Origin of the sequence: Sphingobium sp. SCG-1, assembly GCF_002953135.1 — a bacterium.
Classification (GTDB): domain Bacteria; phylum Pseudomonadota; class Alphaproteobacteria; order Sphingomonadales; family Sphingomonadaceae; genus Sphingobium.
In genome coordinates, this window is record NZ_CP026372.1 from 734,199 (window position 1) to 756,715 (window position 22,517).

Here is a 22,517-nt window from a genome sequence, read left to right on the forward strand (position 1 = left end):
CGATATTCCATTATGCGCCCGGCCCATGACCGATCCCACGCCCGACCTGAAGTCGATTGCCGAACGCCTCGCCACCCTCACCAGGGGACGCGCGAGCGCACCGCGGCTGAAAGAGGGCGTCCTGACGCTCGTGCTGGATGTGAGTGGCCTATCCGCCGATCAGCGGGCGGTAATGGAAGCCGCTGTCCGCGCCGAGTTGCGCCACATTCCGGAGATCACGCAAGTGCGGATCGCGATGACGGCGGAGAAAAAGACACTGCGGATCATCGCGGTGGGATCGGGCAAGGGCGGCGTCGGCAAGTCCACATTGTCCGCCAATCTCGCCGTCGCGCTGCATCGGTTGGGGCACCGGGTGGGCCTGGTCGATGCCGATATCTATGGTCCGTCGCAGCCGCGCCTGATGGGGAGCGAGGGTGAAAAGCCGACGGCGGAAGAGAAGCAGATGATTCCCATCGTCAGCCGCTCAGGCGTGCCGATGCTCTCCATGGGGCATCTGGTCGATCCGGGGCAGGCGATCGCGTGGCGTGGGCCGATGGCAGGCAATGCCTTGGGTCAGTTGCTCGACGCCAAATGGGAGGATGTCGATACGCTCATCGTCGATCTGCCTCCGGGCACAGGCGACGTGCAGTTGTCGATGATGTCCAAGCACAAGCCCGCGGGCGCTATCATCGTGTCGACACCGCAGGATCTGGCGCTGATGGATGCGACTCGCGCTGTCAGCCTGTTCGAGCAGGTGGAGGTGCCCCTGATCGGCCTTGTCGAGAATATGGCGGGCTATGTCTGTCCGCATTGCGGCGAGGCTTCAGATCCGTTCGGGCAAGGAGGCGCGGAGGCGGCGGCGGCGCATATGGGCATGCCGTTCCTTGGCCGAATCCCGCTGACGATCGGCATCCGCACCGCTTCAGATGCGGGGCTTCCGCCTGCGGGTGGCGACGAGAATGAGGCGGCGCCGTTTCTGGCCATCGCCCGCAAGCTGGAGGAGTGGCTGAACGCAGCGCGCTGACGCGGAACGGAAGGCAGTCGCGCTCGTTCTTTGTGCGGAGGCGACGATGGACGAAGAACCTAAAGACGACGAGCCGCGCGGCGACGAGGACGGCATTTGCCCGAAGTGCCGTGGCACAGGTATGGTGGATGGCGTGACGTGCCCGCGCTGTGACGGATCGGGCAAGCTGACCGAAGGCATCGGTGGGGGATAAACTTGCAACCATAGGACGGAATATTCATGCCGCTCAGCACTGATAACGACATAGCCACGCTCCTCAACGAAACGCGTACAATTGCATTGGTCGGCGCGTCGGACCGGCCTGACCGGGCAAGCTATGGCGTTATGGCAACCTTGCAGGCGCATGGCTATCGCGTCTTGCCGGTCAATCCGCAACTCGCAGGCGAGCACATCCACGGCGAATTCGTATGGAACGGCCTTGCCGACATCGGTGTGCCGATCGACATGGTGGACATATTCCGCAACAGCGCTGCTGCCGGGCAAGCCGTGGATGACGCCATATCGGCTGGCGCCAAGTCCGTGTGGATGCAGCTAGGTGTCGTCAATGAGGATGCAGCAGCACGCGCCGAAGCCGCCGGATTGAAGGTCGTGATGGATCATTGTCCCGCCATCGAAATCCGCAGGCTTGGTCTCGCGCCAATCTCCGCCGAACAATAGGCTGATACGCCTTCCCACAAGCAACTTCGCCTTCTATCAGGCGGCATGACGCGCAGAACCTTTGGTACGGCAGGCAAAGCACGAAGTGCTTCGATAGATCGCCGCACCTTGCTTGTCGGGGGCGGGGCTGCGGCGGGGCTGCTCATTGCATGGGCCGTGTGGCCTCGTGCGTACACGCCGAATATCAACGTTGCGCCAAGCGAGACGCTCTTCAACGCTTTCCTAAAAATCGATCGGTCCGGGCAGATCGTCGTTACCGTCCCGCAACTGGAGATGGGGCAGGGCGTGACGACCTTGTTGCCGCAGATACTGGCGGATGAACTCGGAGCGGATTGGCGCACGGTGGCGGTTCAACCGGCACCGATCAGCCCGTTTTATGCAAATACGCTGCTGGCTAGTGAGGAACTGGACAGCGATTGGCTGAGGTTGCTGGGATCGGCAGGGCGCTGGGCACAGCAACAATATGCGGTGCGCTCCGCGTTGATGCTGACGGGTGGCTCCACTTCGGTGCGGATGTTTGAACCCGCGTACAGGCAAGCTGGCGCGGCGGCGCGGGTGCTGTTGTGCAAAGCGGCGGCGGCACGCTGGGACATCGCGTGGGAAAGCTGCGATGTTCAGAACGGGGTGGTCACGGACGGACAGCGAACGCTGAAGATCGGCGAGCTGGCAAACGAAGCTGCGGATCTCTCGCTGCCCGATATATTGCCGATGCGGCAGGGAACGGATGGGCGGCTGGCGGGACAGGATCTGCCGCGCCTCGACCTGCCCTCAAAGGTCGACGGGTCGACCAACTTCGCTGCCGACATACGCCTGCCCGACATGGTGTTCGCCTCTGTCCGCCAGGGTCCGATCGGCGATGCCACGCTGAAGAGCCTGAATGAAGCAGCGGCTGCGAAGGTCACGGGGTTTCTCAAGATCGTTCGAAACGACCGCTGGGTGGCCGCTGTCGGCACAAACTGGTGGGCGGCGAACAAGGCGCTGGATGCGGCCGATCCGGTGTTTACGGTCTCAGGCCCGCTGCTTTCTAGTGAACACATTAATAGCACGCTCGAAGCGGCGTTTTCCAGCAACGCGGGACGGCGGCTGTATGAAGTCGGAGAGCTTCTGCCGGTGTTCGAAGGCGCAACTATCGTCGCTAGCGAATATCAGGTCGCGCCGGGTCTGCACCTGACTGCGGAAACGCCGGCTGCGACGGCGCGTGTTGGCGACGGCCGTGCAGAGGTCTGGATGGCGAGCCAAGCGCCGACATTGGCGCGCGCGGCCATCGCCGATGCGCTTGGCATCACCGACACGTCGGTCACGATCTATCCCGTGCAAGCGGGTGGATCGTTCGGAAGCCGGATGGAGCATGATGTCGGGATACAGGCGGCGCTGATTGCGCGCGACATCGGGCGCCCGGTGCAGGTGATGCGATCTCGGCTGGAAGACATCATACAGGATCGTCCACGCGCGCCTGCCCATGCCCGGATGGCCGCTAAACTGGGCCGTGGTGGACGGGTCGAAGGATGGCTTGCGAAGGTTGCCGCGCCTGCCGCTCTAACCGAAACGTGGCACCGGATTGCAAGTGGCGCGCTGCCGCATGATGCCATAGCCGATGCGGCGAAGCGGGCAGATCGGCGCGCGGTGGCGGGGATGGTGCCGCCCTACACCATAGGCGCTTTTGCGATCGATCATTATCCGGCTGATATAGGGCTTCCGACGGGACGGTGGCGATCCAATGCCGATCACTATGCCGCGTTCTTCACCGAATGTTTCATCGACGAATTGTCGCGGATATCGGGAATCGAGCCGCTCTCTTTCCGCATGCAGATGCTCACCGATCAGCCGCGCCTGGCCCATTGCCTTGCCACCGTTACGGCGCTTGGCGGCTGGCAGGGCGGCGTGCAGGGCAGTGGGCAGGGGCTGGCCTGTCACGCGATGAGCGGCTCCTATGCTGCCGTGATGGTTGAGGCGGGCCTCTCAGGCGGCAAGCTGTCGGTCAGCCGGATCGTCGCCGCTGTCGATTGCGGGGAGCAGGTCAATCCGGACATCGCCCGGCAGCAGATCGAGGGCGGGCTGATTTTCGGCCTTGCCTCCGCGATGGGCGCGGCGGGAAGCTATGCGGGCGGATTGCCGACGCGTGCGATTCTTGGCCGTATGGGGCTGCCGCGGCTGGCCGATGTGGGTGAAATCACGGTGGAACTTATCAGCAATACCGCCAGCGCTGGCGGTGTCGGCGAAGTCGCCGTTCCACCCGTTGCGCCCGCTATCGCCAATGCGCTGTTCACCGTAACAGGGCAGCGCTTCCGCAGCCTTCCGCTTTTTGCCGGGGATTAACGTCATGTCCTTCGTTCCCCTGTCGCCGCCTGCGGGTCATCCGCCGATCTCGACGCCTCGCGTGGGCGTGCTGATCGTCAATCTCGGAACGCCGGATGATCGCGATGCCGCTTCGGTCAAGCGCTACCTCCGCGAATTCCTCTCGGATAGGCGCGTCGTCGAGATCCCGTCGCTGATATGGCAGCCGATCCTGCGCGGGATCATCCTGAACACGCGGCCGAAGAAATCCGCCGCCGCTTATGCAAAGGTATGGATGCCCGAAGGATCGCCGCTGGCGGTGTTCACGCGGCGGACCACGGAGGCCTTACAGGCGCATCTTGGCGGTGAGTTGATGATCGACTGGGCGATGCGTTACGGCAACCCTTCCATCGCGAGCCGGTTGCAGGCCATGAAAGACGCTGGATGCGATCGCATTTTGCTGGCGCCGCTTTATCCGCAATATAGCGCCGCCACGACGGCGACGGCCAATGATGCGGCCTTCGCAGCGCTGGCCAGGATGCGCTGGCAACCGGCTATCCGCACTTTGCCGCCCTATTATGATGATCCGGCTTATATCGATGCCCTGCGGGCATCGGTGCAGCGGCACCTTGCGAAGCTGGATTTCGCACCGGAGCTACTCGTCGCCAGCTTCCATGGTATGCCGGAGCGGACGTTGCACCTGGGCGACCCCTATCATTGCCAGTGCAGGAAGACGGCACGTTTGCTTTCAGAGGCGCTTGGACGCGAAGTCGCGGTGACATTTCAGTCGCGGTTCGGGCGGGCCAAATGGCTGGAGCCTGCGACGGACGCCACGCTGCGGCAATTGCCCGGTCAGGGCGTGATATCCATCGCAATTCTCACGCCCGGCTTCTCCGCCGATTGCCTGGAGACGCTGGAGGAGATCGCAATGGAGGGGAAAGCTACATTTTTGGCGGCTGGCGGCGAAAAATTCGCGTATTTACCTTGTTTAAACGACGAGGCGGAAGCTATCACTACGTACACTAGACTCCTTGGCCGCGAGCTTGCAGGGTGGTTTAACGTCGGTACATAAGCAGGTTAGGAGAGGCAGATGAGCAGAGTTGCAATCGTAACGGGCGGAACCCGCGGCATTGGCGAAGCCATCAGCCTTGCGCTGAAGGATATGGGTTTCACCGTAGCTGCGAACTACGCCGGGAATGAAGAGAAAGCGAAAGCCTTCACCGACCGCACCGGCGTTGCGGCTTACAAGTGGGATGTGGGCGATCATGAGGCGTGCATCGCGGGTTGCGAGCAGGTCGCGAGCGATCTTGGCCCGGTTGACATCGTCGTCAACAATGCAGGCATCACGCGCGATGGCGTTTTACAGCGGATGAGCTTCGATGACTGGAACGACGTGATGCGTGTCAATTTGGGCGGTTGCTTCAACATGGCCAAGGCGACCTTCGGGGGATGCGCGAGCGCGGATGGGGCCGGATTGTTAATATCGGCTCGATCAATGGGCAGGCCGGGCAATATGGTCAGGTGAACTATGCGGCGGCAAAGTCCGGCATCCATGGTTTCACCAAGGCGCTGGCGCAGGAAGGCGCGAAATACGGAGTCACTGTGAACGCGATCGCGCCCGGTTACATCGACACCGACATGGTGGCTGCCGTTCCGCCGCCCGTGCTGGAGAAGATCGTGGCCAAAATCCCAGTCGGGCGTTTGGGACAAGCCCATGAAATCGCGCGCGGCGTGGCGTTTCTTTGCAGCGAAGACGCCGGGTTCGTAACCGGCTCCACTCTGTCGCTGAATGGCGGGCAGCATATGTATTGATGCCGTCAATTCCGCCACCTCGATTGTGCATCAAATGACAATTGAGGTGGCAAGCGAATGAATCGGAACATCATGGCGGGGCCGGTGAAGCGTAGCGTCACTATTGCCGGTCACCAAACTTCCATCAGCCTGGAACCCCTTTTCTGGGATAATCTTCGTGCCGTAGCGGAGGAATGTGCGCTGCCACTCAACGCATTGATTGCGCAGATCGATGTTGAACGCATTGCTGCGCCCAATCCTCCCAATCTGGCAAGCGCAATCAGGCTATGGTTGCTCGACAGGCTATCAAGTGAAAAAGTAGGCGACAATCACTCGCAATAGCATTGACTGTGCGAATGCCTCTCAATAACAGGCCTCTCTGAAGAGGGGTACTAATGCGTTTAATCGATAAGGGTGCTGTCGCCCATTCAAGCTTCTTGGCGCTGTCTTGCGTCGGCGTCATCATTTCATCCACAGCGATGGCCGCAGAGCCAGCGTCGTCCACTGCCGACGCGGAAACGACTGCTGATACGGCAGGTCGCATCATCGTGAATGGTCAGCGGATGGAGGCTGATCCTGGTCCGAAGATCACTGCGCCGCTCATTAATACGCCACGTTCGATTGTCGTCGTCGACAAGCAGGTCATCAAGGACACCGGGTCGGCTACTCTGGTCGAAGCGCTAAGGACCGTGCCGGGCATCACTTTCGGCGCGGCAGAGGGCGGCAACCCCATTGGTGACCGCCCGTTCATCCGCGGATTTGATAGTCAGGGCAGCACCTATCTGGATGGCGTGCGCGACATCGGCGCGCAAAGCCGCGAAGTCTTTGCTGTCGAGCAGATTCAGATCGTGCGCGGGTCGGATAGCACTCTGGGCGGACGTGGTAGTGCAGGCGGATCGCTTAACATCATTTCGAAGCTCCCTCGGCCGGAGAATTTTGCGGCAGGATCCCTTACGATCGGCAACGCTAACTACAAGCGCATTACGGGCGACGTGAATTATCTGCTCAGCAGCAACATCGCTTTGCGCGTGAACGGCATGTGGCATGACCAGGACGTTGCGGAGCGCGACGCGATTTTTCAGAAGCGCTGGGGTATCGCACCGTCCTTGTCGATCGGCATCAATGGCCCGACGAAGCTCACTCTATCCTATTACCACCTTGATACGGAAGAATTGCCAGACAGTGGCATTGCGTATCGCTATGTCTGCTCTGCCACCGTTTGCAATGCGCCAGCCGGGACCGTCTACTCAGAGCCTGCCGTCGGCACCATCACGACGCTTGGCGGTCAGACCGGCAAGGTCGATCGTGCCAACTTCTACGGGCTGAAAAACCGTGATTTTCGCGATTCGAAAACCGATCAGGCGACGGTGCGGTTCGATCATGATTTCGGCAATGGAATCCGGTTCCGCAACACCTCACGCTACAGCCATACCAGCCAAGCCTATATCCTCACACAACCAGACGATTCTCAAGGCAATGTGATCGGCACCAGCGTCACGGCGGTAGCGACAAATCCCGCGGCGCAAGGTGGTTATGTTTGGCGTCGTTCCAACAGCCGCTTTGGCTACACCGACAGTATGGTCAATCAGACCGATTTATATGGGACGGTCGAGACCGGTGCGCTCAGGCACAGCTTCGCCATCGGCGCGGAGTTTTCGTTCGAGAAGGCGGAGCGTGGCGCGTACATCCTTTCCGACACCCGCACGACGCCGCGCTGTACGGCGCAGGCCATCGCACGCTTTAATTGCACGAGCCTGTTCACCCCTAATCCAAACGATCCATGGGTGAACTACGCGGGGGATGCTGCGGATGCGGCCGTAACGCCAGTGACGCGCGGCGGACCGGAGACCCGTACGATCAACAACGCCAAGACGCAGGCGATCTATGCCTTCGATTCAATATCGATAGGCGAACAGATCGTAGTGAACCTGGGCGCACGCTACGATAGCTTTAAATCCAAGACCACGCTCCCCGTATTCAACGGTGCGCGCACCGCAGTTAAGCGCGACGATGGGATCTTCAACTGGCAAGCGGGGCTGATCTTCAAACCTACTCCGAACACCAGCCTCTACGCATCCTATGCTACGTCGGCCACGCCACCCAACAGCCTGCTTGGCGAGGGGCAGGAGAGCAACGGACTGGGCACCGTCAGCGCCACCAATTCGCCCGCCGCGGTCTTGGCCGCAGCGGACGCCTTGAGAGTCGAGCGCACCAAGTCCTACGAAGTGGGCGCAAAGGCGGACCTGTTCGAAGCCCGCCTGTCCTTGACGGCGGCGGTGTTTCAAACGGAAACCAAGAACGCCCGTGTTACCAGTGATGCCAACACCGTCACTTTTGTTGGCGAGCGGAGGGTCAAGGGCGTGGAACTGGGCTTCAACGGCACTGTCCTGCCGGGCTGGACCGTCAATGGTGGTTACACCTATCTGGATGCGAAGATCGTCAATGGCGGCTTCACCGCATTGACGGCTGCGGCCGTTGGTGCACAAGCGGCACAAACCGTTCTGGTCACCTCACTCAACACCGGAAGGCCGTTCCCCCAAACGGCCAAGCATAGCTTCACCGTCTGGTCGAACTATGAAGTGTTGAAGGGTCTTTCGCTCGGCGGCGGAGCATTTTACACCAGTCGGGTGTTCGGCGGTTATGCTGACAATCGCAGGGCTTCGCAGAACAGCGCAGGGGTCGTGACGGTAACGCCTGCGACCTCTGTCATTTTGCGCTCCGTACCCAGCTACTGGCGCTTTGACGCACGGGTTGGATATAAGATCAATGAGCAACTGGACCTTACTGTCAATGTAAACAACCTGACCAACAAGGTGTATTTCAATCAAGCCTATACGTCCCATTATGCCGGGATGGCGCCCGGCCGCACCGCTCTTGCGACGCTCAACTTTAAATATTGATGCCGCGGCTGATGCTTCCCTTCGATGCCGGAACCCGCTTTGCCATCGGCAGGGCGGGGTTCCCGTCGTAACGGGCCTGCGCTGCCCATGGCCACCCCTGATCTCGACAGCCTGAAAGCAATGTCCGCACAGGAGCTTGCGGCACGGCTGACGCATGATCCGCAGGAGCGTTTGCAGATCATCCGCATTGCGGCAGAAGGCGGTCTTGCCGAGGCGCAACTGATCTACGGCCAGATGCTGCTCGACGGTATCGAGCTGCCGGCAGACCCGGTCGCCGCGGTATCGTGGTTCAATCGCGCCGCGCAGCAGCATGACATGATGGCGCTCAACATGGTCGGGCGTTGCTATGATCTTGGTTGGGGTGTTGGGATCGACAAGGCTCGTGCCGCCGAATGTTACCGGGTGGCGGCAGCGGAGGGTCTACCACATGCGATGTATAATTATGCCACGCTGCTCACATTGGGAGAGGGCGTGGTCGAAGATAAGGCGGGAGCACTGGAGTGGTTCCGCCGTGCGGCCGCTGGTGCCGATACGGGAATAGCCGCGAAAGCGAGTAACTACATCGGCAGCTTCTACGAGGATGGCTGGGTAGTGGAGCGTGACATGGCGAAGGCTGCGCAATATTACCTGGAAGCGGCCGAAGGAGGAGACTTCCGGGGGCAATTCAATCTTGCCCGGCTGCTGGGCGACGCAGGCGACTTGGACGAGGCGCTGTTCTGGCTGGCCAAAATTCGTGAGACCGCGACAGTCGCTTTCGTTGAGAAAGCTCATGCGTGGTTGTTGAAGTCCGATATTCCAGGATTTGCCGGTCGCGGTGTGGCTGCTCTGGTTCAGGGACAAGTGGGAGCATGACGATGAGCAAGATTGCGCTACGCAATTTCTGGTTTCAGTTTCACAAATGGATCGGGCTGATCCTTGCCATCCTGATTATTCCAATCTGCATCACCGGTTCAGCACTGGTGTGGCACGACGCGCTGGACCAGGCGATCAATCCGCAGCGCTATGCCTTCACTTCTGCGCAGGCGAAATTGCCGCCATCAGCGTACGCTGCCGCGGCGCAGCGGGTACTGGCTCCGGGCGAAAAGATCGTGTCGCTCCGCTTTGCCGAGGGCGAGCCGGTGATGGTTGCGGCGGCGCAGCCGCGCAAAGGTAGCCCGGCCGCGCGTCCTGCCGGGCGTCCCGGCCGAACAGTCGTCTACATGGACCCCGGCACCGCAAAGGTGTTGGACAAGGCGGACGGTAATGCGGGACTCGTCCGCTTTATGCATGGCCTTCACGGCAGTTTGCTGGTACCTGGCGTGGGGCGGCAGATTGTCGGCTGGATCGGCGTCGCGATGGTGATATCCAGTGTCTCGGGCATTTGGTTATGGTGGCCTACGGTCGGAAGCTGGCTGCGTGGCCTGCGCTGGAAACGCCATCGCAATTTCGACACGAACCTGCATCATCAACTGGGCTTTTGGATCGCGCTGCCGCTGTTCGTGCTTTCGCTGACGGGGGCCTGGATCAGCTTTCCGGCGTTCTTCGGCCAGATATCGGGCGAAGCGCGGCAGCAGCCTCGACGTGGCCAGCCTGACCGTATGGCGATGATGCGCGCGCAGCCGCTGGCGACACCCAAGACTACGCTCGATCAGGCCATCGCTGCGAGCAAGAAGCTGGCTCCGGAGCAGGTCACGTCCGTCAACTGGCCCACTGACCTGAAGGCGGAATGGAGCGTCTCCTTCAACGGGAAAACCGTCGCCGTCGACGACGGGACCGGCGCTGCCAAGCTCAACGCGCCGCGCGAGACCACCGAAACCACATCCCGCCTGATGCGGCGCATCCATGACGGCACCGGCATGGGCATGGTCTGGCAGGTCGTGATCTTCCTTGGCGGCCTCATTCCGGCGATACTTGCGATCACCGGCATCATCATGTGGTGGCGTGCACGTAAATGGCGCGGCGATCTCGCCAAGCGTCAAAAGCGCAAGATTGCATCGGCCTGATTACGAAGAAGAAAGGCTTCCCCATTGGAGAAGCCTTTCTTTTTTACCGCCCCAGCAACCCACGTGCCTGGCCCGCGATTTCCGCCAGCATCGCGACGTTGGGCACTGCAGCCGACTTGGCCCGCTTCACCAGCGCCCGGAATTGCGCGATGCGCGACGCCTGCCTTTCCAGCCATGCATCGACGAAGCCGGTCACGTCGCTGCCCTTCGCCTGCGCCAGGAAGTCGAGGCGCACTTGCTGCATGTCGCGCGCCACCCCGGAGATCAGCAGGCGCTCCCACGGATCGCTTGGCTCCATGCGTGCGGCCGCGGACTGCACCCAGTCGATCCCTACCGCTTCACCCAAATGCGTAAATGCCTGCGTAATGGTGATTTCATCGACTTTCAGCTTCGACGCCAGTTGTGCCAGGCCCACGGCGCCATCGAGCTTGAACAGCGCCGAAGCCCGCGTCACCAGTTCCTCCGGCGCGCCTAGCGCTGTCAGGCTTTCCGCGACCGCGCCGCTGCGACGGATAGCCTCGTGCGTCAGCAGCGAGTCCACCTGAGCGGACAATTTAGCGACGCCGGGTGCCAGCGTCTCAACCCCGACCTGCGGCAAAGTGCCTGGGGCAAGGCTGCGCAATATGTCGGCGATCTGCGCGCGCATACCCGACGCGATGTTGCCGAGCAGGGCAAGCCGCGCATCTTCGGGCATCGTCGCGGCGTCGATGTCCTCCCACAAGCTGCGCACGTCGAACAGCCGCTCCGCCACCACGAATGCGTTGGCAAGGTCGGAAAGCGCGCAGCCCTCTTCCTCAGCCAATTCGAACGGATGGATGAGGCCGAGGCGATTGACGATGCGGTTGGCAAGCTTCGTCGCGATGATCTCGCCACGTAGCTGGTGCTGAACGATAGCGTCGGCTTCCTTCTGCTGCATTTCGGCAGGAAAGGCGGCGGCGAGCTCACCGTCCATTCCATGATCCGTGCCCAGCGCGCCATGTTCTATGGCATCCTGCAAAGCGAGCTTGGCGGTCGCCAGCAGCACGGCGAGTTCGGGGCGAGTCAGCCCCTTGCCGTCCTGCGCACGGCGCAGAAGCTGCTCGTTGCTGGCCAATCCTTCAACAGCGCGGTCGAGCCGCCCGTTGCCCTCGAACGTCTCGATCAACCGGACATAGCTGGCAAGGCTGGTCGCGCCGCCGCGTTCGGCAATCGACAGGCCAAGCGCTTGCAGGCGATTATCCTCCAGAACCAGTTCCGCGACGTCATCGGTCATGCGCACGAGCAAGGCGTTGCGATCTTCGAGCGACAGGCGGCCCTCGGCCATTTCCTTGTTGAGCGCGATCTTAATGTTCACTTCATTGTCCGAACAATCGACGCCCGCCGAATTGTCGATAAAGTCGGTGTTGATGCGCCCGCCCGCCAGCGCGAAGGCAATGCGCCCGGCCTGCGTAATGCCAAGGTTCGCGCCTTCGCCTAAAACCTTGACCTTCAATTCCTCTGCATTGACGCGCAGGCGATCGTTCGCCGGATCGCCAACATCGCCATGGCTTTGCGCGGCGGCTTTCACATAGGTTCCGATGCCGCCGAACCACAGAAGGTCGGCCGGGCTACGCAGGATCGCGGAGATCAGCGTCGTGGGATCCATCTCGCTATCCGCTACCCCCAGCATCGCCTGCACTTCCGGAGTGAGGGTAATGCTCTTCATCGAGCGGGGGAACACGCCGCCACCCTTGGAGATCAGCGACTTGTCGTAATCGTCCCAGCTTGAACGCGGCAGCGCGAACATGCGCGCGCGCTCCTCCCAGCTTTTTGCAGGATCGGGATCGGGGTCGAAGAAGATGTGCCGGTGGTCGAACGCCGCAACCAGTTTGATCGATTTGCTGAGCAGCATGCCGTTGCCGAACACGTCCCCCGACATGTCGCCGCAGCCGATGACATGGACCGGCTCGCTCTGCACATCGGTGTCCATCTCGGCGAAATGCCGCTGCACTGAGAGCCATGCGCCGCGCGCGGTGATGCCCATCGCCTTGTGGTCGTAACCGTTGGAGCCGCCGCTGGCGAAGGCGTCGCCCAGCCAGAATTTACGCTCCAGCGCGATGCCGTTGGCGACATCGGAGAAGGTTGCTGTCCCCTTGTCCGCCGCCACGACGAAATAGGGATCGTCGCCATCACGGATGACGATGCCCGCCGGATGCTTGACCTTTCCGCTAACGAGGTTGTCCGTGACCGACAACAGGGAGCGGATGAAGATGCGGTAGCTTTCAGTTCCTTCCTTCAGCCATGCGTCGCGATCCGTCGCAGGGTTGGGCAGTTGCTTCGGATAGAAGCCGCCCTTCGCGCCGGTCGGCACGATGACGGCGTTCTTGACACGTTGCGCCTTCATTAGGCCAAGGATTTCCGTGCGGAAGTCGTCGCGGCGATCCGACCACCGCAGCCCGCCGCGCGCCACGGGTCCGGCGCGCAGATGGATGCCCTCGACACGGGGTGAATAGACCCAGATTTCGCGCCAGGGGAGGGGGGCAGGGAGGCCGGGCACCTTCGCGCTATCCAATTTGAACGCGAGCGCTTCCTGTGCGGCAGGCGCGAAGAAGTTGGTGCGCAGGGTCGCCGCGATGACGGCGCGCAGCAGGCGCAGGATGCGGTCCTCGTCGATGGCGGAGACATTCTCAAGTCCCGCATCGATGTCGTCCTCTGCCGCTTTCGACGCGTCCTCGCCGCCCTTCTGCGCGGGGTCATGAAGCGCCGTGAACAGGCGGACGAGCGCGCGCGCGATATCGGCTTCGCGGCGCAGCGTTTCCGCCACAGTCGGCATACTGTAAGCCATGCCAGTCTGACGCAGATAGCGATAGAGCGCGCGGAACAGAACTACCGCCTGCGGCTCCAGCGCGGCAGTCACGACAAGTTCGTTGAACCGGTCGTTTTCTGCCGAGCCTTGCAGCACTGCGGCAATGGCCGTCTGTACGATGTCGGCGCGCTCCAGCACGGGGGCTGCATCGCCGCCGGGCAATTCAAGCACGAAGCGCTGAATGTGCCCCAGCGCGCCGCGGTCGATGGGCGTCGTCATTTCCTCAATCGCGCGGAAGCCGAAATTCTCCAGCGCCGGGACGGCTTCCGACAAGGCGACGGGGTCATTGCTGTACAGCTTCAGGCGCAGCCGTGCCGCCGCGTCGTCCTCATTGCGATACAGGCGCACGCTGCGCGCAATGGGGCCGGACAGACGATAAAGCTGCGCGATGTCGATAGCTGCTTCCGCCGGCCCAGCGCCGTTGCGATAGTTCTGCGGAAAGCCGTTCGCATATTTCTGCGCCAGCGCCGCCGCGCGCCCGGCTTCCTCGCTTTCAGCCAAGGATGCCTCGACGGCAGGCAGCCAGCCGCGCACCATTCGCTGCAACTCGCGGTCGAGCGCTTCGGTGTCTGGAACGCGGCCGCCTTCGCGCAGGTCGAGCGTGATGCGGAGCAGCGCGAGGCCGCCTTCTTCCAGCGCTACCGACCAGCTCAGCACGGCGGCGTTTGCAGCTTCGGCCAGCATGTCCTGCACGGAAACCCGGCGGGCCGTGGTCAGTTCGTCACGTGGCAACCATACGAAAGCATAGAGGTGACGGGCAAGCGAACTGGTCGCCAGCGCCAGCTTGGGCCGCGGCCGGTCGGAGAGCGACATGAACGTCAGCGCCAGTTGCTCCAGCGTCTCGCGGTCGAACCCGATCAGGATATCATGCGGCAGCATGGTAAGGGCGTGCACCAGCGCCTTGCCCGCGTGCCCGGCGGGATCGAATCCGAACTTCTCCATCAGCACGGTAAGCGCCGACCGCAGCACCGGCACCTTGTCCGGCGTGGCGGCGAGTCCGGCGCTCGTCCACATGCCCGCATGAATCGAGAGGGCAGTGATGTCTTTCCCTTCGCGAACCGGCACGATGATGAGATCGACGAGCACATTGCGATGCACACGCGACGTCCGGTTCGACTTGATAATGAGCGGCGCGCGGCGGCCTTCCTCGAACCAGACGAATGCGGCCTCTATTGTGGCGGGCGCAAGAAGCTCTTCTCCCTTGAGCGCGCATACGCCCAGTTGAGAGAGGATCGCACCCTGCCGCGTGCGGCGTTCGTAACCCGTTTGCGTCAGATGCCGCGAGAGGAACCAACGCAGTAATGCCGCGCCTTCTTCTTCCTGTATCGTTTCCGCGTCGGCGCGCAGCGCCTGCTGCATGGCGGGCCAATCGGTGACGGCGGCGCGAACATGGGCAAGGACTTCGTCCAACGCCTGCTCCAGCGCCCGGCGCGCTTTTGCGTCGGCACGATCCGCTTCGATGTAGATCATCGATTCCCGCCGTGCACCAGGCGCATCGGATGGCAGAATGGCGGTGAGCTTGCCCTGCGCATCGCGGCTTACGGAAAGTATAGGGTGAAGTAGACGGTGAATCACCAGATTTGCCTGGGAAAGGCTGTTGGCGATCGAGTCGACCAGGAACGGCATATCATCGTTTACGATGGCGATCCGCATCGATCGCGGCGCAGGCGCCGGGTCGGCGGCGCTGGTGCTCGTCTCTCCACCTGCAGTGTCGATTGCGATGACGGGCGTACCGGGAGTGCGGTTTCCTGCCGCCGCAGAGAGGAACGAGGCGGCGCTTTCCAGTGCGCGGTCATCGAACCCTTCGCGCTCTCCAGGCAGGGCACCTAGTGCAAGAGCGGCGCGCAGCGCCTCTTCGATGGCGACCGCTTTGGGCCGCGCAACTTGCGTCATTTTCCTCACCTCATAAGGCCATGAGTACAGCTTTGTGCGGCCTGTATGCGCCAGTGAGAGATGAGGCTCAACCTCTTTTTGGATAGAATATTTCTACGAATTGTAACGAAATAACAATAGAAACGACTTAGCCTTTGATGTTGACCATCACCTTCGCCGTCAACTTGTCGCCATGTGGCAGCGCCCCCACGATAGACAAACTTCCGTCCAACTCGCGTCGACCGACGAGGATGGCAAACCCGTCTTCGTCAGTTGCTATATTCTCCGTTGTCATGACCGGCGCCGCCTTTAATGACTGGCGTGCAATTGCAGTGCGATCCTGTCGCTCAGGCTGAGCCGCCTTCCGCGCGGTGCGCTCGTCGCGGACGAGTCCCTTCAAACCACCGGGATAATGCTCCAGATGCTCGGCCAACATGCCGGTTGCAAGGCCATGTGCCCGGCCGTGCTCCAGCGCGCTGGCGAACTCAGTGATGCGCGTCTTGTCATAGGTGACGCCAAAGATAAGCTTGATGACCGCGGTCATCGGGCTGCGCGCCTGCACCTTGATGCCGGCATCTTCCAGCATAATGGCATAGTCCCTCGGTGCATCCTCGCTCGCGATGGCGAAGTCATAGGCAAGGCCAATCGCGCGATACAACGCCGCTCGGCTACGCACGTCGTTGTGCCCGGCTTCCAGCGCGCAATCACGCGCAACCGTCAGCCAATCGGCTAGCGAGGCGTCGTCTCCCAAGTCGAACGTGTCCGTCAGTTCCAGTTCCGGCAGGAGAGAGAGTTCTTCCGGCTCTTCCATCATCTGTGAGGAGTCGGCGGCGTGGTCCTCATCGAAGGAAGGCCCGTCCGCCCAGACGGGTGCTGCCGAAGCGTTGACTGGCGCGCTTCGCAAAGCCTGGTCGACTTCTTCGGCCAGCGCATCGGTCAAGTCGCGGCTGGCCATTTCCTTCCAATTTATCACGCCGTACACGAAATCGATGGTGTCGTCGTCCGACGAGAACGGCATCAGAATGCCGCGATACATGATTTCCGCGCCACGCTGATTGACGAATTCCGCTTCGAAACCGATCGGGGCGGCGTTGGCAATAATCTGAAGATAATGATCGGTGAGCCGCGACAGCAAGGAGCGCGTGGGGACATCGCCGATCGTGTCGATATGCCCGACTATTTCGCACTCCCGGCGCAATTCCGTGCCGAGATAGACGACGGCCGGGTTCTCGATGCCTGCGGTAAAGTCCAGGAGGACGCTGTGTGGCCCGAAATCCTCGATCTGTTCGGGATTGAGATCCTCAATCGACGGCAGCATCCGGTCGCCCAGCAGGGACGCCCAATAATTATAGGCGCGCACATGCATGCGCCGCTCGTTCGCGCTTATCCCCGACGGCGAATCGATGGCATGGTCATCGGCAGCGTAGATGCTGTCCTCCTGATCGTTAACGGCATCATGCCCCCGCATCGTGTCCATCTCGGCCGTCCCAATCCCTAAAGCCATTCAGGCGTCGGCACGCGGTGTCGCACAGGGATGGTAAACAGAACGTAAATTGCGGCTGAACATGGACGACCTCGATCGAGCATTGTCATGTCGGCGATGCTTGCAACCCGCCGCCTGTCCTGTTAAGCGCCCGCTTCGAGCAAGCCTCATTGCCGCTTTAGCTCAGTTGGTAGAGCACATCATTCGTAATGATGGGGTCAGGTGTTCGAGTCACCTAAGCGGCACCATCCCTCCGAGAAGGGAAATCCGGAATATCCTTGCGAAGGTGCCTTTGGCATGGGAGCCGATTTGGGTCCTGTTTGGGGCGCTTTGGGTGGGAAAGAGGATAAACGCAACGGCCCGGAACGGTACCGCCCATCTGCACGAACAGCCAGCCATCCCCTTCGAGCTTCTGCATGATAAAGCCTTGGCCACAGAGCAGACCTGTCATGATCCGCTGCTGGAAGTGAATACCGATCGAAACCCCTTTCGCGGCCGCTAGGAAACTGTTTTTTTGGCAGATGAGACGGCCACCATAAAGAGGCCTTCAAGCCACTGTCCCCGAACTTCGGGTTTAGCCGGTCGACAAATACTCACTGCATTCCCTAAAAAATCGGGAACAGGTGGCGGACCAGGCGGCGCCAAAGCCGCGAGGTTCGGCACGGCGGGCATCACCGCAGCGGCCTCGAGAGATCCCGCTGTCTAGCTCGCGAGCCCGTTCAACGCCGCAAATGGGTCATCGGCAGGGTCGTCATGCCAGCGATACTCAGCGCGGTTGGCGACCCATTGCGCTGTTTCCTTGCCATACATCTTTGCTATGAGCGCGAGGGCCATGTCGGTGCCCGCAGATACCCCCGAGGACGAGATGAACTTACCGTCTTCAACCCAGCGCGCCTTGGCTACCCACCACACCTTTGTGCTTTGTGCCGTCGCCCACTTCCAGGCCATCTTGTTGGTCGTAGCCTTATGACCGTCAAGTAGTCCGGTTTTCGCCAGAACGCCCGATCCGGTGCAAACCGTCGCGACCTGCGGCGTCTTTTCGGCTAACGCACGGACCGCGCTGATGAACTCCGGGCTGGCCACCTCACGCCGCGTACCAATTCCGCCGGGAATCATGACGATATCGAGAGGAGGCGCATCGACTAATGCACTATCGGCAATGACCGATGGACCGCCGCCGCTCCTGATCGCACCGGCTTTCTCAGCGAGCATCACAATTTCCACCCGGTCCTGCAATGCTCCGAACATCGACAAGGGTCCGAAAACGTCAAACAGCTCGAAGCCATCGAACAATATCATGCCGAGCCGCTTTTTGGGACCGGTAGGTGCCAGCGTCGGCGGCTTGGTCGGGATTTGTGCGGTTGCGGGGATCGACGCTGTCATGAGGGAAAGCCCGGCAGCGGCGGCCAGCAGGTCGCGGCGCGACGGGTCGACAGATTTCAAGGTCATAACATGTCTCCTTAAGCCCCGTCGGAGAAACGATCAAAACACCTTTTCCTGCAAGCGACAATAATGCGGCAAGGTTAATTCCCTTAAGTGATCAGACGGTTCAGAAGGCTATTACTAGCATATCGACTAAAGTGGAAAATCCGCTGCTGAGAAGGTGAAATTGACAAAGTGAAGTCCGAAAACGTCGACATTGGCAGGCGGCAGCTGGGACGAAGCCGCCATTCCCGATGGCCGCGGCAACCAGCGGCTTTTAGTGGGCAACAGACGTTAGCAGGGTAGCTGATCTCATCCCAACCGAGGATTAGCAGCGATGCCTTCGCACGATCACGCGGCGAACCTCGCACCTCTTCAATGTTATCATCAGTCTGCTCGAGGAGACCCGCAAACCCGAGGACCTCAAGTGCGATAGCAGCGGCGAAAAGTCGAAGGATAAGTGAATTTATACGACCGAGCCTATTTGAACTTCGCGCGTCCCCAGCCATTTCGCGATGGCGTGACGGTGTTAACATAGAGGGTGCGCTAGAGGTTCTCACTCACATCGCCGATCTGCAAGTGGCGAGCACTTGGGGAGCGACCTGAACGCGGCCCCCGCGGTCGCCGCTTCTCCCCGAAGACGTTGACTGCAGCGCCGTCGATGAGCGGGCCGCAGCTTTCGGCAATGAACCAGCCATTCAAGCCGACGCCGGTGAACGGCGCCATCTGGTCGCCAGCCGCCGAAATTGTGGACCAGCCTAGCCATCTCGTTGTGCGTGCAAGGCTAGAAATCTGCAGCCAGGCAGGTTCCGGAAGAGAAACCGGAACTAGCCGCCTCTCGGGACCGGCTAAGAACGATCATATTATTGGAAATCTACACCGGGTGCGCATTTGGTCGATCGTCAAACCTCTCGCCTGCCAACTCGCTCGTTAGGGCATCGAACGCTGCGTTCAGCAGTTCGATGAGCGAACGCCGCTCGCCCTCCTGACTCAGGGCCTCGGTCGCCAGGCGGATCGCTCCGATCGCGAGCATTGCGATGAGCCGGAGCGCCATCCCGCGTGCAGGATCGGGCCAGCGTGCACTTAGCGCTGCGAACAATATTCGCTCTTGCTCGACGTAGCTGGCCTGCTTGCGTGCCTGAACGGCCGGGCTCGACCGCATGAGCCGGTCGATCGCGACCATGTCGTCGGCCGGCACTTCGGCGCATACCCCAATTACTGACGCACGGATCGCATCGAGGGGCAAAGCGTCTTCGTCCGCCTGTCGAATCCGACCAGCGATCATTCCGCCCAGGCCCTTCTGGAGCGAGATGAGGATGTCGTCCTTCGACTTGAAGTAGTGGAAGAACGTGCGGCGCGAGATGCCTGCCATCGCAGCGATCTCGTCCAGCGTCGTCGCGTCGATGCCCTTTTCAATGAACAGACAGATGCCTGCATCGGTGATTCGCCGCTGCGTCTCCTGCCTCTTTCGCTCACGCAGGCCCGACGTCGACGGGATATCGTTTTCAACCATTGTCATTACACTTGATCGTTGCACTGAGTGCAATATAATAAATGCACTCAGTGCACATAACAGGGTTGGCAGAGATGGAAAAGTGGACAATCGGCGACATGGCTCGTCAGGATGGGCGGATGGCGGTGGTGACTGGCACGGGTGGACTCGGCTTCGCGGTTGCGCACGCGCTAACCCGTGCCGGTGCCGACGTCGTGATCGCCGGACGCGATACCGGCAAAGGTGCAGAAGCCGTTGCTCGCATCCGATCGGACGTGGCGGCGGCGAACGTTCGCTTCGAAACACTCGACCTCGCCTCGCTGGGTTCAGTGGCGCGCTTCGCCGAGCGTTTGGGAAAGGATGAGCAGCAACTCGACCTCCTGGTCAACAACGCAGGTGTGATGGTGCCGCCCGAGCGGCGCGAAACGGCAGATGGCTTCGAACTGCAGTTCGGCACCAACCACCTCGGCCATTTCGCGCTGACGGGCCATCTGCTGCCGCTGCTATGCGCGTCCGATGGAGCGAGGGTGGTTTCGGTGTCGAGCGTCGCTGCCCGGTCGGGATCGGTTGACTGGGATGATTGGAACGCGACTGCCAGCTACAGCGCGATGCCGGTGTATGCGCGCTCAAAGATCGCATGCCTGATGTTCGGCTTCGAGTTCGAACGGCGCAGCGGCGCGGCGGGATGGAAGATCAGTAGCATCGCGGCTCACCCCGGCGTCGCACGTACCGAACTGCTGCACAACGGACCGGGCCGCGGAAGCTTGCACAGCCGTGTGCGGTCCCTGCTGCCGTTCCTGTTTCAGCCCGCGGCTCAAGGGGCGTTGCCGCTGCTGTACGCGGCCACGTCGCCGAACGCGCGCGCTGGGGGCTACTATGGTCCCGATCGCCTCGGCGAGACGCGCGGCCATCCAACCGAAGCGAAGATCCCGCCGCAAGCGCTGGATAGCGCGGCAATAAAGCAGCTGTGGGCGTTGTCGGAAGACGCGACGGGGGTGCGGTTCTGAACGATCTACCAGGATGGAGCATGCATGGCGAGATTCTTGCCTTTGCCGCGTTCGGCTGGCTGACCTTCACGGGTACGTTGCACTTCGCGATCGATGTCGCGAGCCAGTATGTGCGCGGCAAGCGTGGGCCAGGACCTGAGACAACCCTTACGGACTATGCTCAGCCTCGCGCTCGGGCAGGTGCTGTTCGGGCTGATGTGCCTGTGGGCGGCGCGGCGCCATCCAGATCTGCTGCGCGATCCCAGTGTTGCTCTGCTCGCCGCTGCGGGCGCAGCGGCATGGCTGGCACTCAGATCGACTGACACGTCGCCCATCTCGATGATGGCGGCAACTCGATCGCGAGCAGCTCGCGATCCCCACTGCGCATGCTCGGCCAGGCGGTTGTCTATCAGCTGATAGGCGCGCACCTGGGCGGAAATCTCATGCGCTCATCGGATATGCCAGCTTTTCCTTGGCCAATGAAAATCAAAGATTTAGAAAAATCGCGATCTGCCTTGGAAGGTAATCTTTATATAACTCGGCTCCACCATCTTCTGAAATTCGCAGTCGCCACGCTTCTGGCGCGATCTTTAGGTTTTGCGCCTTTCTCCGTCTCCGTTAGATTACCTCCGCATTTCTGTCGAATGGACAGATGTATCGCAGCATAGGATTGCTCCGGATGGCGCTCTGGCTTTGGGCCGGAGATGTAAAACCGCGATCTCATAGGTCGATACAAAAAGCCCGAAGGACCACGGATGACGAATGCTCCGCTCGACGTCTCCTTCGTCATTCCCACGCATGATCGCACTGACTTGCTCGTTCAAACGGTGGAGTCCGTCCTCGCGCAGACGCTATTGCCAAGAGAGATCATCGTCGTCGACAATGGCGTCCAGAATCGCGCTTCGGCAGCGCTCGCGCCCTTTGGTGATAGGGTGCGGCTGGTCAAATCCACGCCGAACATCAAGCAGATCGCGCGCAATGTCGGCATCGACTTTGCTTCGGGCGAATGGATTGCGACCCTTGACGACGACGACTTGCTCGCGCCCGACTATCTTGCCCAAATGGCCAAACCGATGCGCGACGGGCGGGCTGACATCCTGTCGTCGGATCACCGTAAATTCCGCGATACGGAGCAAGATGCGCAAACCAATTTCGAGAAGGCGCCTCCCGGCTATTGGGATGGCATTCCCGTCGCGTCGGACGGAGAGAGCTGGTCTTACGTCGGAAAATTCCCGCTCGACCGACTTCTGAAGCGCGTGCCGATCTATCCCTCCACGATGATGATACGGCGAAGGTTTGCGCAGGACATCGGCGGCTATGATCCGCGAATGCTCGGCATCAAGGCGGAAGACCTGGAGTTCCTTATTAGGGCACTGACACGTGGTAATCTGTCGCTCGTCTGGAAGCCGCTCGTCCACTACCGGCTCCATCCGGGTAATGAGACGGCCAGCCTGGACGGACAGGCGGTTGGGCGGTGGCGGATATTCGAATTTGCGCGCGCCAACCACACCGGTCTTCCCGATTATTTTGTCGAAGCGCTGAACCGCGACCTGCCCGGCCGGCGGCGGCGTATCTACGCCGTGGCGCACAGGCTTCAGGATCGAGACGCAATGGAGCTGTTGCTAACGCTTCTGCGCCCCAGTGATCTGGTGGAAATCTACAAGCAAGCCTATCGCGACCACGATCGTGCGTTGATGCAAAATATCCTTCCTTTGATCCCGCGAAACGCCTGGACGATGAACCTGACCGCGCGCCGGCTTCTCTCGTCGATTCCGCCGCCTATTGCGCGCTCATTTCACAGGACAATCTCCAGGCTTAAGGCTTCATGAGG

17 protein-coding genes, 1 tRNA gene and 2 pseudogenes are annotated in these 22,517 nt (G+C 61.1%); 14 read left to right on the forward strand and 6 right to left on the reverse strand.

Going from position 1 to position 22,517, the window contains the following annotated elements; translation table 11 throughout:
- Positions 1-25: 25 nt before the first annotated feature.
- The 10 genes and pseudogenes from C1T17_RS03315 (at position 26) to C1T17_RS03355 (ending at position 10,607) form a co-directional block, all read left to right on the forward strand.
- Complete coding sequence (locus C1T17_RS03315) at positions 26-1,003, forward strand: Mrp/NBP35 family ATP-binding protein (protein ID WP_104952206.1); 978 nt, start codon at positions 26-28, stop codon at positions 1,001-1,003.
- 46 nt (positions 1,004-1,049) lie between these two features.
- Positions 1,050-1,196 (forward strand): hypothetical protein, encoded by a 147-nt coding sequence (locus C1T17_RS21155; protein WP_189338475.1) that lies wholly within the window; start codon positions 1,050-1,052, stop codon positions 1,194-1,196.
- Positions 1,197-1,222: 26 nt separating this feature from the next.
- The gene (locus C1T17_RS03320; protein WP_104952207.1) at positions 1,223-1,660 is read left to right on the forward strand and encodes a CoA-binding protein; all 438 of its coding nucleotides are present in this window, start codon (positions 1,223-1,225) and stop codon (positions 1,658-1,660) included.
- A gap of 45 nt (positions 1,661-1,705) precedes the next feature.
- Positions 1,706-3,976, forward strand: a complete 2,271-nt coding sequence (locus C1T17_RS03325) for a xanthine dehydrogenase family protein molybdopterin-binding subunit (RefSeq protein ID WP_104952208.1) — start codon at positions 1,706-1,708, stop codon at positions 3,974-3,976.
- Positions 3,977-3,980: 4 nt separating this feature from the next.
- Positions 3,981-5,006, forward strand: a complete 1,026-nt coding sequence (gene hemH / locus C1T17_RS03330) for a ferrochelatase (RefSeq protein ID WP_223262771.1) — start codon at positions 3,981-3,983, stop codon at positions 5,004-5,006.
- 18 nt (positions 5,007-5,024) lie between these two features.
- Positions 5,025-5,746 (forward strand): annotated as a pseudogene (gene phbB / locus C1T17_RS03335) (acetoacetyl-CoA reductase).
- 57 nt (positions 5,747-5,803) lie between these two features.
- Positions 5,804-6,067 carry a ribbon-helix-helix domain-containing protein gene (locus C1T17_RS03340; RefSeq protein ID WP_223262772.1) on the forward strand — a complete coding sequence of 88 codons (264 nt, stop codon included), beginning with the start codon at positions 5,804-5,806 and terminating at the stop codon, positions 6,065-6,067.
- Between the two features lie 53 nt (positions 6,068-6,120).
- On the forward strand, positions 6,121-8,625 hold the full coding sequence (locus tag C1T17_RS03345; protein WP_104952209.1) for a TonB-dependent receptor: 2,505 nt from the start codon (positions 6,121-6,123) through the stop codon (positions 8,623-8,625).
- Positions 8,626-8,712: 87 nt separating this feature from the next.
- On the forward strand, positions 8,713-9,477 hold the full coding sequence (locus C1T17_RS03350) for a tetratricopeptide repeat protein (RefSeq protein ID WP_104952210.1): 765 nt from the start codon (positions 8,713-8,715) through the stop codon (positions 9,475-9,477).
- A gap of 2 nt (positions 9,478-9,479) precedes the next feature.
- Entirely contained in the window at positions 9,480-10,607 is a 1,128-nt protein-coding gene (locus tag C1T17_RS03355; RefSeq protein WP_104952211.1) for a PepSY-associated TM helix domain-containing protein, read from the forward strand.
- 43 nt (positions 10,608-10,650) lie between these two features.
- Here C1T17_RS03355 and C1T17_RS03360 read toward each other — a convergent pair whose 3' ends face one another.
- Both C1T17_RS03360 and C1T17_RS03365 read right to left on the reverse strand, forming a co-directional pair.
- Positions 10,651-15,324: an NAD-glutamate dehydrogenase gene (locus tag C1T17_RS03360; RefSeq protein ID WP_104952212.1), complete on the reverse strand. Its 4,674-nt coding sequence runs from the start codon at positions 15,322-15,324 to the stop codon at positions 10,651-10,653.
- A 127-nt stretch (positions 15,325-15,451) separates the two neighbouring features.
- A complete protein-coding gene (locus tag C1T17_RS03365; protein ID WP_104952213.1) occupies positions 15,452-16,780 on the reverse strand; it encodes a hypothetical protein in 1,329 nt (442 codons plus the stop codon).
- Between the two features lie 178 nt (positions 16,781-16,958).
- On the opposite strand from C1T17_RS03365, the gene C1T17_RS03370 reads away from it, so the two are divergent.
- Positions 16,959-17,034, forward strand: a tRNA-Thr gene (locus tag C1T17_RS03370).
- A gap of 116 nt (positions 17,035-17,150) precedes the next feature.
- Here the strand turns inward: C1T17_RS03370 and C1T17_RS21535 are convergent.
- The 4 genes and pseudogenes from C1T17_RS21535 to C1T17_RS03390 form a co-directional block, all read right to left on the reverse strand.
- A pseudogene (locus tag C1T17_RS21535) lies at positions 17,151-17,321 on the reverse strand (AIM24 family protein); the annotation flags it as partial.
- 167 nt (positions 17,322-17,488) lie between these two features.
- Positions 17,489-18,235, reverse strand: a complete 747-nt coding sequence (locus C1T17_RS03380) for a DJ-1/PfpI family protein (RefSeq protein WP_104952214.1) — start codon at positions 18,233-18,235, stop codon at positions 17,489-17,491.
- A gap of 519 nt (positions 18,236-18,754) precedes the next feature.
- Positions 18,755-18,934: a hypothetical protein gene (locus C1T17_RS03385; RefSeq protein ID WP_104952215.1), complete on the reverse strand. Its 180-nt coding sequence runs from the start codon at positions 18,932-18,934 to the stop codon at positions 18,755-18,757.
- A gap of 148 nt (positions 18,935-19,082) precedes the next feature.
- Positions 19,083-19,727, reverse strand: a complete 645-nt coding sequence (locus C1T17_RS03390) for a TetR/AcrR family transcriptional regulator (protein ID WP_104952216.1) — start codon at positions 19,725-19,727, stop codon at positions 19,083-19,085.
- 68 nt (positions 19,728-19,795) lie between these two features.
- Between C1T17_RS03390 and C1T17_RS03395 the strand changes: the two genes are divergently transcribed.
- The 3 genes from C1T17_RS03395 to C1T17_RS03405 all read left to right on the forward strand — a co-directional run bounded on the left by C1T17_RS03395 (position 19,796) and on the right by C1T17_RS03405 (position 22,515).
- A complete protein-coding gene (locus C1T17_RS03395) occupies positions 19,796-20,707 on the forward strand; it encodes an SDR family oxidoreductase (RefSeq protein WP_104952217.1) in 912 nt (303 codons plus the stop codon).
- Positions 20,708-20,727: 20 nt separating this feature from the next.
- Entirely contained in the window at positions 20,728-21,009 is a 282-nt protein-coding gene (locus C1T17_RS20940) for a hypothetical protein (RefSeq protein ID WP_145958942.1), read from the forward strand.
- A 432-nt stretch (positions 21,010-21,441) separates the two neighbouring features.
- Complete coding sequence (locus C1T17_RS03405) at positions 21,442-22,515, forward strand: glycosyltransferase family 2 protein (RefSeq protein WP_104952219.1); 1,074 nt, start codon at positions 21,442-21,444, stop codon at positions 22,513-22,515.
- Positions 22,516-22,517: the final 2 nt, after the last annotated feature.

Bases quoted from the DNA above. Each gene is read 5' to 3' on its own strand.
- C1T17_RS03315 (WP_104952206.1), top strand. From the start codon at position 26: ATGACCGATCCCACGCCCGACCTGAAGTCGATTGCCGAACGCCTCGCC.
- C1T17_RS21155 (WP_189338475.1), top strand. From the start codon at position 1,050: ATGGACGAAGAACCTAAAGACGACGAGCCGCGCGGCGACGAGGACGGC.
- C1T17_RS03320 (WP_104952207.1), top strand. From the start codon at position 1,223: ATGCCGCTCAGCACTGATAACGACATAGCCACGCTCCTCAACGAAACG.
- C1T17_RS03325 (WP_104952208.1), top strand. From the start codon at position 1,706: ATGACGCGCAGAACCTTTGGTACGGCAGGCAAAGCACGAAGTGCTTCG.
- hemH (WP_223262771.1), top strand. From the start codon at position 3,981: ATGTCCTTCGTTCCCCTGTCGCCGCCTGCGGGTCATCCGCCGATCTCG.
- C1T17_RS03340 (WP_223262772.1), top strand. From the start codon at position 5,804: ATGAATCGGAACATCATGGCGGGGCCGGTGAAGCGTAGCGTCACTATT.
- C1T17_RS03345 (WP_104952209.1), top strand. From the start codon at position 6,121: ATGCGTTTAATCGATAAGGGTGCTGTCGCCCATTCAAGCTTCTTGGCG.
- C1T17_RS03350 (WP_104952210.1), top strand. From the start codon at position 8,713: ATGGCCACCCCTGATCTCGACAGCCTGAAAGCAATGTCCGCACAGGAG.
- C1T17_RS03355 (WP_104952211.1), top strand. From the start codon at position 9,480: ATGAGCAAGATTGCGCTACGCAATTTCTGGTTTCAGTTTCACAAATGG.
- C1T17_RS03360 (WP_104952212.1), bottom strand. From the start codon at position 15,324: ATGACGCAAGTTGCGCGGCCCAAAGCGGTCGCCATCGAAGAGGCGCTG.
- C1T17_RS03365 (WP_104952213.1), bottom strand. From the start codon at position 16,780: ATGGACACGATGCGGGGGCATGATGCCGTTAACGATCAGGAGGACAGC.
- C1T17_RS03380 (WP_104952214.1), bottom strand. From the start codon at position 18,235: ATGACCTTGAAATCTGTCGACCCGTCGCGCCGCGACCTGCTGGCCGCC.
- C1T17_RS03385 (WP_104952215.1), bottom strand. From the start codon at position 18,934: ATGGCGCCGTTCACCGGCGTCGGCTTGAATGGCTGGTTCATTGCCGAA.
- C1T17_RS03390 (WP_104952216.1), bottom strand. From the start codon at position 19,727: ATGACAATGGTTGAAAACGATATCCCGTCGACGTCGGGCCTGCGTGAG.
- C1T17_RS03395 (WP_104952217.1), top strand. From the start codon at position 19,796: ATGGAAAAGTGGACAATCGGCGACATGGCTCGTCAGGATGGGCGGATG.
- C1T17_RS20940 (WP_145958942.1), top strand. From the start codon at position 20,728: ATGCATGGCGAGATTCTTGCCTTTGCCGCGTTCGGCTGGCTGACCTTC.
- C1T17_RS03405 (WP_104952219.1), top strand. From the start codon at position 21,442: ATGACGAATGCTCCGCTCGACGTCTCCTTCGTCATTCCCACGCATGAT.